This window comes from Rhizobium sp. 268 (genome assembly GCF_036571585.1).
Lineage (GTDB): Bacteria > Pseudomonadota > Alphaproteobacteria > Rhizobiales > Rhizobiaceae > Rhizobium > Rhizobium redzepovicii.
The window spans coordinates 1-12,350 of the sequence record NZ_JAPPSO010000017.1 but is presented as its reverse complement, the minus strand read 5'-3'; the positions used below and the strand labels follow the sequence as shown (position 1 = coordinate 12,350).

At 61.0% G+C, this 12,350-nt stretch carries 15 protein-coding genes; 7 read left to right on the top strand and 8 right to left on the bottom strand.

Annotated elements, in window-relative coordinates:
* Nucleotides 1-22: 22 nt before the first annotated feature.
* Nucleotides 23-307: a hypothetical protein gene (locus tag OS035_RS27445; RefSeq protein WP_131711515.1), complete on the bottom strand. Its 285-nt coding sequence runs from the start codon at nt 305-307 to the stop codon at nt 23-25.
* A gap of 110 nt (nt 308-417) precedes the next feature.
* Between OS035_RS27445 and OS035_RS27440 the strand changes: the two genes are divergently transcribed.
* The 5 genes from OS035_RS27440 (at nt 418) to OS035_RS27420 (ending at nt 4,362) form a co-directional block, all read left to right on the top strand.
* Nucleotides 418-1,620 carry a pyridoxal phosphate-dependent aminotransferase gene (locus tag OS035_RS27440; RefSeq protein WP_097626750.1) on the top strand — a complete coding sequence of 401 codons (1,203 nt, stop codon included), beginning with the start codon at nt 418-420 and terminating at the stop codon, nt 1,618-1,620.
* Between the two features lie 99 nt (nt 1,621-1,719).
* Entirely contained in the window at nt 1,720-1,980 is a 261-nt protein-coding gene (locus OS035_RS27435) for a type II toxin-antitoxin system Phd/YefM family antitoxin (protein ID WP_064839929.1), read from the top strand.
* A gap of 2 nt (nt 1,981-1,982) precedes the next feature.
* Entirely contained in the window at nt 1,983-2,369 is a 387-nt protein-coding gene (locus OS035_RS27430) for a type II toxin-antitoxin system VapC family toxin (protein WP_331814266.1), read from the top strand.
* A gap of 182 nt (nt 2,370-2,551) precedes the next feature.
* Entirely contained in the window at nt 2,552-3,457 is a 906-nt protein-coding gene (locus OS035_RS27425) for a glycosyltransferase family 8 protein (protein ID WP_097626754.1), read from the top strand.
* A 35-nt stretch (nt 3,458-3,492) separates the two neighbouring features.
* Nucleotides 3,493-4,362, top strand: a complete 870-nt coding sequence (locus OS035_RS27420; RefSeq protein WP_097626756.1) for a 3-deoxy-manno-octulosonate cytidylyltransferase — start codon at nt 3,493-3,495, stop codon at nt 4,360-4,362.
* Between the two features lie 53 nt (nt 4,363-4,415).
* On the opposite strand, the gene OS035_RS27415 is transcribed toward OS035_RS27420, so the two are convergent.
* Entirely contained in the window at nt 4,416-5,513 is a 1,098-nt protein-coding gene (locus tag OS035_RS27415) for a calcium:proton antiporter (RefSeq protein ID WP_310805203.1), read from the bottom strand.
* Nucleotides 5,514-5,744: 231 nt separating this feature from the next.
* Here OS035_RS27415 and OS035_RS27410 point away from each other — a divergent pair, with 231 nt between their 5' ends.
* A complete protein-coding gene (locus OS035_RS27410; protein ID WP_097626760.1) occupies nt 5,745-6,026 on the top strand; it encodes a DUF2188 domain-containing protein in 282 nt (93 codons plus the stop codon).
* 2 nt (nt 6,027-6,028) lie between these two features.
* On the opposite strand, the gene OS035_RS27405 is transcribed toward OS035_RS27410, so the two are convergent.
* Together OS035_RS27405 and OS035_RS27400 are read right to left on the bottom strand one after the other, a co-directional pair.
* Entirely contained in the window at nt 6,029-6,544 is a 516-nt protein-coding gene (locus tag OS035_RS27405) for a GrpB family protein (protein ID WP_041671490.1), read from the bottom strand.
* Nucleotides 6,545-6,651: 107 nt separating this feature from the next.
* Entirely contained in the window at nt 6,652-7,551 is a 900-nt protein-coding gene (locus OS035_RS27400; protein ID WP_331814265.1) for a LysR family transcriptional regulator, read from the bottom strand.
* 94 nt (nt 7,552-7,645) lie between these two features.
* Between OS035_RS27400 and OS035_RS27395 the strand changes: the two genes are divergently transcribed.
* Nucleotides 7,646-8,668, top strand: a complete 1,023-nt coding sequence (locus OS035_RS27395; protein ID WP_131711516.1) for an NAD-dependent epimerase/dehydratase family protein — start codon at nt 7,646-7,648, stop codon at nt 8,666-8,668.
* Here the strand turns inward: OS035_RS27395 and OS035_RS27390 are convergent.
* The 4 genes from OS035_RS27390 to OS035_RS27375 all read right to left on the bottom strand — a co-directional run bounded on the left by OS035_RS27390 (nt 8,665) and on the right by OS035_RS27375 (nt 12,153).
* Nucleotides 8,665-9,465, bottom strand: a complete 801-nt coding sequence (locus OS035_RS27390; protein ID WP_097626768.1) for an aminoglycoside phosphotransferase family protein — start codon at nt 9,463-9,465, stop codon at nt 8,665-8,667. The genes OS035_RS27395 and OS035_RS27390 overlap by 4 nt on opposite strands.
* Before the next feature lie 76 nt (nt 9,466-9,541).
* Complete coding sequence (locus OS035_RS27385) at nt 9,542-10,666, bottom strand: alkene reductase (RefSeq protein WP_097626770.1); 1,125 nt, start codon at nt 10,664-10,666, stop codon at nt 9,542-9,544.
* A 25-nt stretch (nt 10,667-10,691) separates the two neighbouring features.
* Nucleotides 10,692-11,858, bottom strand: a complete 1,167-nt coding sequence (locus OS035_RS27380; RefSeq protein ID WP_097626772.1) for an MFS transporter — start codon at nt 11,856-11,858, stop codon at nt 10,692-10,694.
* A 1-nt stretch (nt 11,859) separates the two neighbouring features.
* Entirely contained in the window at nt 11,860-12,153 is a 294-nt protein-coding gene (locus OS035_RS27375; RefSeq protein WP_097626774.1) for an ArsR/SmtB family transcription factor, read from the bottom strand.
* Nucleotides 12,154-12,350: the final 197 nt, after the last annotated feature.

Here is a 12,350-nt window from a genome sequence, read left to right as displayed (position 1 = left end):
ACATAGGTGAGGAAAAACGCGATCATCGCAACCGCGAAGGTGCCGGACGCTGTGGAGATGTCGCCGACCGTCCGCCGCTGTCTTTGTGACAACAACCCTCGCTGATCGGCATGATGACGAAGGTCAGGTCGCGCCAGTTGCCGGCGATAATCCTGATCTTCTCGACATGCCCGCGAATGACTTCGAGGAAACGGAGAACCACAATGGTCTCAGATCTCAGTGCAAGAGTTGCGCCGCGCACTTCAACTGCTGTCCGAAGCGCCGGCAAACTGGGGGGCGGTGCGGCAAAAGGATCAATAAGAATCATTGCCCCCATCACGCCTTTACGCTTGAAATGCCGTCATACATTGGACATAGAGCTAACCGCAGAACTCCGGTCGCGGCTTTCTGCCCGTATCAACCATTAGGACCGATATCATGGCCTTCCTTGCCGATGCTCTTTCCCGTGTGAAGCCTTCAGCCACCATCGCCGTTTCCCAGAAAGCGCGTGAGCTGAAAGCAAAAGGACGTGACGTCATTGGCCTCGGCGCAGGCGAGCCGGATTTCGATACGCCGGAGAATATCAAGACGGCCGCCATCGAGGCGATCAACCGCGGCGAGACCAAGTACACGCCGGTTTCCGGCATTCCCGAACTGCGCAAGGCGATCGCCGCCAAATTCAAGCGCGAAAACGGCCTGGAGTATTCCTGGGAGCAGACAATCGTCGGCACCGGCGGCAAGCAGATCCTGTTCAACGCCTTCATGGCGACGCTGAACCCCGGCGATGAAGTCGTCGTCCCCGCACCTTACTGGGTTTCCTACCCTGAGATGGTGGCGCTGTGCGGCGGCACGCCGGTTTTCGTTTCCGCGACCCAGGAGCATAATTTCAAGCTCCAGGCCGCCGATTTGGAAAAGGCGATCACGCCGAAAACCAAGTGGTTCATCTTCAACTCGCCGTCCAACCCGACGGGTGCGGCCTATACGCATGCCGAGCTGAAGGCATTGACAGACGTGCTGATGAAGCATCCGCATGTCTGGGTGCTGACCGACGATATGTACGAGCACCTGACCTATGGCGACTTCAAGTTCGTTACGCCCGTCGAAGTCGAGCCGAAGCTCTATGACCGCACACTGACGATGAACGGCGTTTCCAAGGCGTATGCGATGACCGGTTGGCGTATCGGCTATGCCGCAGGCCCGATCCAGCTCATCAAGGCGATGGACATGATCCAGGGCCAGCAGACCTCAGGCGCGACGTCGATTGCCCAGTGGGCCGCCGTCGAAGCGCTGAACGGCACGCAGGACTTCATTCCTGAGAACAAGAAGATCTTCGAAGGCCGCCGCGATCTCGTCGTTTCCATGCTGAACCAGGCCAAGGGCATCGTTTGCCCGGTGCCGGAAGGCGCCTTCTACGTCTATCCCTCCTGCAAGGGCTTGATCGGCAAAACCGCACCCTCCGGCAAAGTCATCGAGACGGATGAGGATTTCGTTTCCGAGCTTCTGGAATCGGAAGGCGTCGCCGTCGTTCATGGCTCGGCCTTCGGCCTCGGCCCTAATTTCCGCATCTCCTATGCGACGTCGGAAGATCTTCTCGAGGAAGCCTGCCGCCGCATCCAGCGTTTTTGCGCCGCCTGCAAGTAAGCGGACTGCGATAGTATCGATCGAAGGCCTGCCGGCGACGGCGGGCCTTTTGCTTGTGGCGACGTTGACGATGTGGCTGCATGTAGCTACATTTGTGGCATGAAGACCGTTTCGATCCGCGACGCGAAGAACCGCCTGACCGAGCTTGCCCGCGAGGTCGAGGAAGGCGAGACCATCGTCGTGACGCGCAACGGCCGCCCGGTCTTCGATCTTGTACCGCATCAGAAGCGCGGCGGCTTGGACCTGGAAGCCGGTCAGGCTTATCTGCGTGCGCGGGGCATCACCAATCCTGTACCGTTCATCGCGGATGATTTTGATGATCCGCTGCCGGAGGATTTTCTCCTGAAACCTTTGCCGTAGCGATGAGGCTTCTCCTCGATACCCATATCGTTCTCGCGATCCTGCGCAAGGACGTGGGACAACGGTTCCCAGAGATCGCGGCGCTGCTTGGTGATAGCAAGACCGAGGGCTTCGTCAGCGTCGCAAGTCTCTGGGAAACGGCGATCAAGGCTCGTCTGGGAAAGCTGGATACTGGCATGCCGCTTGAAGACATCGCGCGGTCTCTTGAAGAAATAGGGCTGATATTATTGCGGATCGAAATTCAGCACGTCATCATCGCCGCCGACCCAGAGCCGGACACGCGCGATCCCTTCGACCGATTGCTGCTGGCGCAATGCAAGGTCGAGGGCCTGCAACTTGCGACAGTCGACCGCCTGCTCGTCGATCATCCGCTGGCGCTGCGACTTTAGGCTCATGTCCCGATTCAAGGCCTTAGGGCGTTGATTCCGCTTTGCCTCGCAAGTCGTTGAATTCCGATTCAAAACGTGACGAGGAGCGACGGTTCGGCCGGTGATCTGCGGTTGCGGGCGGCCACCAAACCCACTAGATATCCGGCATCAAGTTTAAGTTGCCGCTTCGGGGGGCCGGGATTTTGCAGCAGAGTGCGGTGATCGTCTGTTCGGATGTCAACATGCTGCCGGCTGCCTGCTGCACGCTGCTTTCGGTCAAGCGCAATCTCGACGCTCCTGGCGTGGAGTTCCTGCTTCTCGGTATCGACCTCAAGCCGAACGAGATCGCCGAGGTCGGTAGTTTCGCGCAGTTGCACGACATGGCGATCACTGTGCTGCCCTATAATACCCCGGATACGGCAAAGCAGGCCCGGGGCCGCTGGTCGGGCGCGACACTGGCGCGGCTCTACATGGATCTGCATATTCCCGATCATATCGAGCGCCTGCTTTACCTTGATGCCGACGTGCTCGCGGTGGCGCCCGTCGACGAACTCTTTACCAGGGATCTCCGAGGCAAGGCGCTTGCCGCGGTCGACGATTATGTCATGGCCTTCCCAGAGAAAGCCGGCGCACGGCAGCGCAAGATCGGTATGGGCGAGGGCGGACGCTATTTCAATGCCGGCGTATTGCTGTTTGACTGGTCGGCCTGCCGCGCGAAGGGGCTTTTCGCCAGAACCCGGGAGATCTTCGAGGAGCGGTCGCATCTGTTCGAAAACAACGACCAGGATGCGCTGAACGTCAGTTTCGACGGCGACTGGCTGGTGCTCGATCCGCGCTGGAACACGCAGACGGGGCTTTTGCCTTTCGTCGATCGGCCGGCCATCTTTCACTTTACCGGCCGCAAGAAACCGTGGCAGGCGACCGTTTCCTGGGTGCATCGGCGGATGGCCAGGCAGTATGTCGAGGATCTCCGCAACACGCCCTGGGCGTCCTTCTGCAGGCAGCCGTCGGCTGCGGGCCGGATCGGCGGATTCGTCTTGCATATGGGAAAGCAGATCGGCGGGCTGGCGCGGCTTGCACGGATGCGCGCCTATTTCAGCAACAGCTAGCAAGGCGCGTCCTTGGAAAGTGCATGTGAGCCGATATGGAATCGATCCCCAGTGATACGCAGAGGCTAGCCGCCGCCGATAGCGGCTTCAATTTCCTGACGCCGGACGCGTGGAAGGCGCTGCTGTCGCGCTATTCCCACATCGTGCTGGTGGCAAACAGCGAGGCTGTCGATTTGGAGCGGCTGCGAAGCGAGCTGCCGGAGACGACGCTCTACGTCTTCTTCAACAACGTCTACAAGGTGCTCGACGAACCCTTCGCCGGACATGCGGTGCTGGTCGCCCGCAGCGGTGTGATGGGCGCCAATATCGTTCACCGGCGCGAGGTGGCGGATGTCTTGCGCTTCTTTGCCGGCGATGATTTTCTGGGTGTGGTCAACATCCGCGTTTCCCCCGAGGAGAACTTCAGCGAGGAGAGCCGCTTCAACGGCACTCGCGCCCGCCACCTCGATCTGACGCAAATGATCGGAGATCTCTATCCGGCAGGCAAGATCGCGACGAGCGGCTTTGCGATGGCGCTCTGGCTCGCCGATCTGCAGCTGCCGGGCAAGATCCTGCTTGCCGGCTTTTCGGCAAAGAGAAGCGAGAAGTGGAAGGTCTTCGACGTACACGATTGGACGTTCGAGCAAATCTTCCTGCGTCTTTTTGCCAGGATGGGCACGATCTCGATGATGGGCGGCGTCGATGCCAGCCCCTATGCGGCGCTCGCCAAACGCTTTCCGCAGGTGCCGCCGGTCGAAATCGCGATGACGGCGGCCGAAGTCCTGTCTGAGCGGCTTCACAATGCGAACAGCCAGATCGACAGGCTGATGTCCGTCACCAAATCCATCCGCGCCGTCGAAAACTTCTTCCGGCGCTTCAAACCAAAAACCCGTAAAGAGCGCTTCCTGGAAAAATCTAAGGATTGACCGACGCAGGACCTCGCCGACGGGCGTGACCTGCCGAGCGCGTGACCGCTCTCTCAAAGCCCCAGTGCCGTCAGCATGACGAAGGTGGCAAAGAGGATGAAGTGCGTCATGCCTTCGATGGCGTTGGTCTCGCCGTCATTGAGGTTGATCGCTGCGGCAATCAGCGTGATCGTCACCATCACCGTCTGCACCGGGGTCATCGCCATGATGAAGGGCTGGCCGGTATAGAGCGCGATCGCCTCCATGACCGGCACCGTCAGGATCACGGTCGAAAGCGAGGCGCCCATGGCGATGTTGACCGTCGCCTGCATGCGGTTTCTGAGCGCTGCCCTCAAGGCGGTCAGGATCTCGGGGGCAGCTGAAATCGCGGCGACGACGACGGCGGTGACGGCGATCGGCGCGCCGCTGTCGCGCAAACCCTCGGTCATCAAGGCCGACATGAACTCGGCCAGCAGGCCGATGATGACGACGCCGACGAGAATGGTGGCGATCGATATCGCGGCCGGTTCGTCAGCGCCGTGCGCATCCGAAGCCCCTTTCTTCCGTTCGGAGCGCGGGTAGCTGTAGCTGAAGAAATAGCTGTGCTGGCCGACCTGCATGCGCAGGAAGAGGCCGTAGAGCGCAATCATCGCGACGATGGTGAAGGCGGAATAATAGTGCCATTTGTCGCGGGGCACGAATTCCGGCACTATCATCGAGATGCCCATGGCGGTGAGGATCATCACGCCGTAGGTCTTGCCCGAATTGTCGTTGTAGGGCTGTTCTCCGTGCTTCAGGCCGCCGAGCAGGGCGGCGAGACCCAGAATGCCGTTGATATCGAGCATCAGGGCGGAATAGATCGTGTCGCGCACCAGTGTCGGCGAACTCTCTCCGCTCATCATGATGGCGAGGATGATGACCTCCACGGCAACAGCCGACAGTGTCAGGATCATCGTGCCATAGGGGTCGCCGACCTTGATGGCGAGCAGTTCGGCATGATGGGCAACGCGGATCGAGGCGAGAACGATGGTGCCGACCAGGGCGGCGGCGGCAATCAACGCGACGCCGCGTCCCATCTCGATCACCGCGTGTTCCAAGAGATAGGCGATCGCTGCAACGGCAATTGAGGCGACCAGAAACTTCTCTTCTTTTAAGCGTGACGCAATCGCCAAGTCTCAGCTCCTGTCCCGATTCATGCGTTTTATCTAAGTCACTGATTTCGCATATCAAGAAAGCCGCGGTCTGGGGCCATTTGCAGTCTTCGGCGTTTAATGGAATACTGAATGTCATCGGGGCCGGAAAGCAGATCGCGGCGTCCTCGAATTCTTGTCAAGCGGCCGCGATGATCCGGATCCTGTCCGGAAGCGTGCGAATGCGCAACAAGAAGATGAGGAGACGGATGCATGATCAAGGTGGTCTACGAAGTCGTGCCGCATGACGGCGGTTGGGCTTACAGGCTCGGAGGCGTTTATTCCGAGGCATTCCCCACTCATGCCGAGGCGCTCGAAGCCGCGCGCATCGTCGCGGCCGAACAGCAGGTCGGCGGCGATTCCGCCGAGATCAGTTGGCAGGACGAGAATGGCAAGTGGCATGAGGAATATGCCGAAGGCGGTGACCGGCCGGAAACCGAGGTGGTAGACGGTCAGTGGAAGGACCGCGGGGCCGGGGCCTCGCAAGGCTTTTGAAGTCAGCGATCGTCCGCCAATGCCCGCGCGACGATTGCGTCGACGAATTCGCGCTTATGCGCGGTATAGCCGTCCCCATCCATCCTGAATTCGCCCGCCAGCCTGCGTTTGAGCGCGGCATATTCGGCCGCAGCCTCGGGATGCGCAATGAGATGATCCCGGAAAGCTAGCCTGTTTCGATGCGTGCCATTGCCGGCTGGACAAAGGTAGACCCGCTCCCGCGGCACCAAACCTCTCGATAAAAACGCCCAGACCTCGTCGTCATAACGATTGCCGCGCGGTTCGTAACCTTCGGCCAGAAGCACATCGGTGGCAGCCTCGATATGCCCGAGGCTGGGAAGAACGATGTCGATATCGATCAGCGGCTTGGCGGTCATGCCCGATATGGAGGTGCTGCCGATGTGATCGATGGAGAGCGCCTGCGGCAGCAAGACGAGCAACCTGTCACGGATGCGCCGGAACGCCTGCGGCCATTGCGGATCGTAGGGCACGAGTTCAACCGGATCGTGGCTCATCATTTTCTTCCGCTTACAGCGCCGCGCGTCCGACAAGGCAGATTTCGGTTGCTCTCTTGCGTTGAAATGTGCGCATGATTCTCTCCAAAAATCGATTCCGGATTTCGAGGTTATGTGCCGGTCGAATATCGGTGATAATCCTGAAGCCCCTTGACCAGTGCGTCGAAGGTGGCGCGGCAGCGCGGCGAGGTCTTCAGGCTCTCATGCATCGCCACCCAGGTGCCGAGCGGGATCTTGAACGCATCGGGCAGGAGGTGCACCAGATCGGGATTGTCACGTACGAGCCCAATCTGGCAGAGACCGATGCCGACGCCGGCGCGGATCGCCGAAAGCTGGGCAAGATTGCTGTCGGTCCTGTAGGAGAAGTCGATGCCCGGCACCTCATAGCGTTTTGTTACCAGGCGGACATAGGCCGTCTGGCGGTCGAAGCCGATGAGCCGGTGGTTTGCGAGGTCGGCCAGGGTTTGCGGAATGCCGTGTCGTTCGAGGTAGCGGCGATGGGCGTGGAAACCAAGCGGGATATCGCCGATGCGGCGCACGACGAGCGCACCCTGCTGCGGCTCGGCCATGCGCACGGCAATATCGGCCTCGCGGCTCACCAGATCCTCAATCGCATCGGAAGCCGACAGCTCGATCTGGAGTTCGGGATAAGCGTCCTGCAGCGGGCCGAGAATCCCAGGCAGTACTTCGACTGCGATGACCTCGCTGGCGCTGACCCTGACGGTTCCGGCGACGCGCTCGCGCTCACCGGATGCTGTGCGCAAAAGCGCGGCAGTGGTTGCCGCCAGCGTCTCGGCATAGGGCTTCAGCGCCAATGCGGCGTCGGTCGGCAGCAGCCCGTTCGGGGATCGGGTGAAGAGTTCGGCGCCGATTGCCGTTTCCAATGCGTCAATATGGCGGCCTATGGTCGGCTGCGTCAGCCCCAACTCGCGGGCGGCGGCCGAAAGCGACCCTTGCTTGAGCACGGTCAGGAAGGTGCGGTAGAAATCCCAGCTCGGTTCTATGTTCATATATTTTTGTATAGCAGCTGCATTTATTTCGTCAATTTTGTTTACTTGGGGCCGATGGCATAATCCCTCCATTCAAGCGAAGGAGATGATTGTCATGAGCAGCGAAATGAAGAAGACGGCCCTCGTTCTCGGCGCCACCGGCGGTATCGGCAGCGCGGTTGCCCGCAAGCTGCTTGCGCGCGGCTGGCGCATCCGGGCGCTTAACCGTGACGCCGCCAAGGTGTCGAGGCGCGAGCCGGCTTTCGAATGGGTGCAGGGCGATGCGATCAATGCTGGTGACGTCCTGAGGGCGGCCGAAGGCGTCAGCATGATCGTCCACGCCGTCAATCCGCCCGGCTATCGCAATTGGGGAACGCTGGTGCTGCCGATGATGGACAATACCATCGCTGCTGCCCGCACCGTCGGCGCCCGCATTGTACTGCCTGGAAACGTCTACAATTTCGGGCCGGACGCCCTGCCGGCGCCGACAGAGGAAAGCCCGCAGCATCCGCTGACGAAGAAGGGGGCAATCCGCGTCGAGATGGAGAAGCGGCTGGAAGCGGCATGTGAAGCTGGTGTTGGAGCGATCATCGTCAGGGCAGGGGATTTCTTCGGCCCGGGCACGACTGGAAACAGCTGGTTTTCATCGGGCCTGGTCACGCCGGGTAAACCCGTCGGCACGATCAAGAATCCGGGGCAGCGCGGCATCGGCCATCAGTGGGCCTATCTGCCCGATATGGCGGAAACCATGGCCCAGCTCATCGAGCGCGCCGATCGGTTGCCCCCCTTTGCCGTCTATCATATGGAGGGGTTCTGGGATGCAGACGGTATGCAGATGGCCGAAGCGATCAAGCGTGTCGCAGGCGGCAAAGCCAGGATCGCCCGTTTTCCCTGGTGGATCGTGCCGCTCGCCGCGCCGTTCGCTCCGATGCTGCGGGAGATCAAGGAGATGCGGTATCTCTGGAAGGTGCCGCTGAGGATGAGCAACACCAAGCTCACTGCCGAACTCGGCAAGGAACCGCAGACGCCGATCGACGAGGCCGTCAGAGCTTCGCTCGTGGCGCTCGGCTGCCTGCCTGAACCGCATCGTGAGATGGCGGCGGCCTTGATCGCACCTTCGTCCGAGAGTGCGGGTTAAGCCTCGAGTTCTGCCAGCGCAATCCGGGCGACCTTCAACGCCGTCTCGGCCTGCTCAATGTTCGGATCGCCGAGGAACCAGGCGGCGGAAAGGCCGGAATAGGCGGCAATCCACTGCAGCAGCCGCTTCGGCTCGATCCGAGCCTCCGCCGAGACGATGGCGAGCTGGCGGCGGAAGCGAGCCGGATCGGTAATGGTCGGCAGTTCCTCGTTGGCGAAGATGTTGGCGAAATCGAAGCCGCGCTCGCCATGCAGTCGCTTCGGATCGATCGCCAGCCAGCCGCGCGCCTCGAAATCGAGGATATTGTCGTGGTGAATGTCGCCGTGGAGGACGGTGAGGTCGCGCGGATCGGCAAGCAGCGCATTGGCAATCGCCGAGCATTCGGCCAGCGTGCCGCCATGTTTGCCTGCCGCCGGCTCGAGATCGCGGAACCAGCGGCTGAGGGGGATGGGATCGGGAAGCGGTTTTTCGCGCGGCGCATGCAGCCTTGCGGCCGTTCGGCAGAGGATGCGGCTTGCCTCGTCGTCCTCGCCGTTCATCGCCATGGCAAGCAGCGAGCGTTCCCCCATCGCCCGTTCCAGGAGTACCGCGTCGCCCTCATGAGCGTAGACATGGGCTGCGCCGTCGCCATCCCACCATTGCATCAACAGCGCGCCGTATCGTTCGTCGACATCGGCGGCCACTTTCAGCATGGCAGGCTTCTCCTGCCAGAGGACCGGCAGCAGACGGCTTGAATGGGTGATGATGGGCTCGCCGTCTGATATCAGCGACCAGCGATCAAGATGGGGAGCGAACATAGGCACACCCTACAAAGATCCGTGGGAAATGAAAATCCCGCCTTTCGGCGGGATTCGCAATGTGTGTTCCAAAGGTTCAGGCGACCTTTTCGAGAGCGGGATAGTCGACATAGCCCCTGGCGGTGCCGCCATAGAAGGTCGACTGGTCGGGCGTGTTGAGCGGCAGGTTCTTCGCCAAGCGTTCGACGAGATCGGGATTGGCGATGAAGGGCTTGCCGAAGGCGACGAGGTCGACGCGGCCGCTTTCCACAGCATCGATCGCTAGATCGCGGTCATAACCGTTATTGACCATCCAGTCGGCCTTGCCGCCGGCGGTTTCATAAGCCTGGCGCAACGCCTTGTAATCGAAGGAAGGATTGTCGCCCTGGCGGTAGTCGCGATCACCGCCGGTCTGGCCTTCGATCACATGGATATAGGCCAGATCGTATTTGGCCAGCCCCTCGACGACACGGGTGAAAGTCGCCTGCGGATTGGAATCGTAGCTTTCGCCCGACGGTGTCACCGGCGATATGCGGATCGCGGTTCGGCCTGCGCCGATTTCACTGACGACGGCATCGACGACGTCGAAGGTCAAACGGGCGCGGTTTTCGATCGAGCCGCCATATTGATCGGTGCGGTCGTTGACGCCGTCGCGGATGAACTGGTCGAGCAGGTAGCCGTTGGCGCCATGGATCTCGACGCCGTCGAAGCCGGCATTGATCGCCGCACGCGCGGCCTTGCGGTAATCTTCGATGATACCCGGGATTTCAGCGGTATCGAGGGCGCGCGGCTCGGAGGTGTCGGCAAAGCTGCCGGTGCCGTCGCCATTGACCAGGTAGGTCTTGGCCTTGGCGATCCGGTCGGTAGAGGAGACCGGTTTGCCGCCATTCGGCTGCAGCGTAGTGTGCGAGATGCGGCCGACATGCCACATCTGGACGACGATCTTGCCGCCGGCCGCGTGAACGGCGTCGGTGACGCGCTTCCAGCCGTCGAGAGCCTCTTTGCTGTAAAGGCCGGGCACGTCGGCGTAGCCCTGGCCCTGATGGGTGATCGCGGTCGCTTCGGTAATGATCAGGCCTGCCGTGGCGCGCTGGCGGTAATATTCGACATTGAGGTCGTTGGGGATGGCGCCCGGCGAGCGGTTGCGGGTGAGCGGCGCCATGACGATGCGGTTCTTGACTGTAATGTCGCCAACCTTGGTGGGTTCGAAAAGCTTGGCCATGATGGTCCTTTCTTTTGCGGGAGGATCACTCGGCAGGGGCGAGGGCGGCTCGGCCCCTGGCGGAGAGATAGGTGAGTCCAGTCGCGCCGAGGCCGATCAGGGCCATCAAGGCTGCGGCGAGCGGGACGCGGGTAAGATCGAAGCCGGCATCGATGACCAGGCCGCCAACCCAGGCGCCGAGCGCGTTACCGGTGTTGAAGGCGCCGATATTGATGGTTGAAACCAGGTTCGGGGCGTCCTTACCGAAACCGACGACGCCGACCTGGAGCGCCGGCACAGCGGCAAAGCTTGCCAAGGCCCAGAGGAAAAGCGTGATTTCAGCCGGGATGAAGAAGCGGCTGGTATAGCTGAAGGCGATCGACGTAACGGCGATGGCGGCGAAGACACCGGCAAGCGTCGCGCCAAGCCGCCAGTCGGCCAGTTTGCCGCCGACGAGATTGCCGATGGTCAGCCCGAGGCCGATCAGGAACAGTGTCCAGGTGACGCCTTCCGGGGAAATGCCGGTAACGTCACGCAGCAGCGGCGCGATATAGGTGAAGAGCGCGAACATCGAGGCGGCGAAGAAGACGGTGGTGGACAGCGCCAGCCACAGGCCACCATTCCGGAGTGCGGCGATCTCGCGCAGGATACTGCCGTTCTCTTGCTGCTTATCCCTGGGCAGGATGGCGATCAGGCCTGATATGGTGACGACGCCGATGACGGTGACGATACCGAACGTGGCGCGCCAGCCATAAGCCTGGCCGATGGCGGTGCCGAGCGGCACGCCAAGAACATTGGCGAGCGTCAGGCCGGTAAACATCAGGGCGACGGCGCGGGCCTTGCGGTCTTCGGCGACCAGGCTGGCGGCGACGACCGAACCGATGCCGAAGAAGGCGCCGTGGCAAAGCGCGGTCACGACACGGGCAATCATCAGCACCCAGTAGTCGCTTGCCAGCGCGCAAAGCAGGTTGCCGGCGATGAAGAAGGCCATCAGCGCGATCAGGGCGGTGCGGCGCTTCAGCTTGGCCGTCGCAATAGCCATCACCGGGGCGCCGATTGCGACCGCCAGTGCATAACCGGTTACCAGCCACCCGGCCTGCGGGATCGTCACCGAGAGATCGGTGGCGACCTCGGGCAGAAGACCCATGATGACGAATTCGGTGGTGCCTATAGCAAACGAGCTCAAGGCAAGGACGAGAAGGGCGAGGGGCATTTTATAGGTCCTGCGTCAGCTGCTTGAGGAATGCAGCGATCGTTTCTTCGTTGCGCTTGTAGAAGATCCACTGTCCCACGCGTTTGGTGGTGACGAGGCCGGCGCGATGCAGCGTTCCCAAATGGGCCGAGACCGTCGACTGCGACAGGCCGCAGCGTTCGAACTGGCTGGCACAGACACCCATTTCGAAAGGATGCTCCTGCGAAGGAAAATGCTGCTCGGGATTTTTCAGCCAGCTCAGAATGTCCATCCGGGTGGGATGGGCGAGTGCCTTGATAATCTCGTCTTTGTCCATCGTCGTTAGCCGAACTATAAATCGTCTTCGATCGATATATTGATCGTCAGGCGTCGATATGCAAATCACGGAGGCGTGAGGCCGTGCGTTTTATTGAGTGAGCAAAATTTGGGCAAAAAAAGAGGGCCACCGGAAAACCAGGGCCCTTGTAATTGTGAAGGTCAAAAACCTCCAGAGGGGAACAGCTAATGCGGTGG

Coding starts and splice junctions, on each gene's coding strand:
- OS035_RS27420 (WP_097626756.1), top strand. CDS start 3,493: ATGGAATCGATCCCCAGTGATACGCAGAGGCTAGCCGCCGCCGATAGC.
- OS035_RS27440 (WP_097626750.1), top strand. CDS start 418: ATGGCCTTCCTTGCCGATGCTCTTTCCCGTGTGAAGCCTTCAGCCACC.
- OS035_RS27435 (WP_064839929.1), top strand. CDS start 1,720: ATGAAGACCGTTTCGATCCGCGACGCGAAGAACCGCCTGACCGAGCTT.
- OS035_RS27405 (WP_041671490.1), bottom strand. CDS start 6,544: ATGATGAGCCACGATCCGGTTGAACTCGTGCCCTACGATCCGCAATGG.
- OS035_RS27445 (WP_131711515.1), bottom strand. CDS start 307: ATGATTCTTATTGATCCTTTTGCCGCACCGCCCCCCAGTTTGCCGGCG.
- OS035_RS27380 (WP_097626772.1), bottom strand. CDS start 11,858: ATGCCCCTCGCCCTTCTCGTCCTTGCCTTGAGCTCGTTTGCTATAGGC.
- OS035_RS27410 (WP_097626760.1), top strand. CDS start 5,745: ATGATCAAGGTGGTCTACGAAGTCGTGCCGCATGACGGCGGTTGGGCT.
- OS035_RS27400 (WP_331814265.1), bottom strand. CDS start 7,551: ATGAACATAGAACCGAGCTGGGATTTCTACCGCACCTTCCTGACCGTG.
- OS035_RS27395 (WP_131711516.1), top strand. CDS start 7,646: ATGAGCAGCGAAATGAAGAAGACGGCCCTCGTTCTCGGCGCCACCGGC.
- OS035_RS27385 (WP_097626770.1), bottom strand. CDS start 10,666: ATGGCCAAGCTTTTCGAACCCACCAAGGTTGGCGACATTACAGTCAAG.
- OS035_RS27375 (WP_097626774.1), bottom strand. CDS start 12,153: ATGGACAAAGACGAGATTATCAAGGCACTCGCCCATCCCACCCGGATG.
- OS035_RS27390 (WP_097626768.1), bottom strand. CDS start 9,465: ATGTTCGCTCCCCATCTTGATCGCTGGTCGCTGATATCAGACGGCGAG.
- OS035_RS27430 (WP_331814266.1), top strand. CDS start 1,983: ATGAGGCTTCTCCTCGATACCCATATCGTTCTCGCGATCCTGCGCAAG.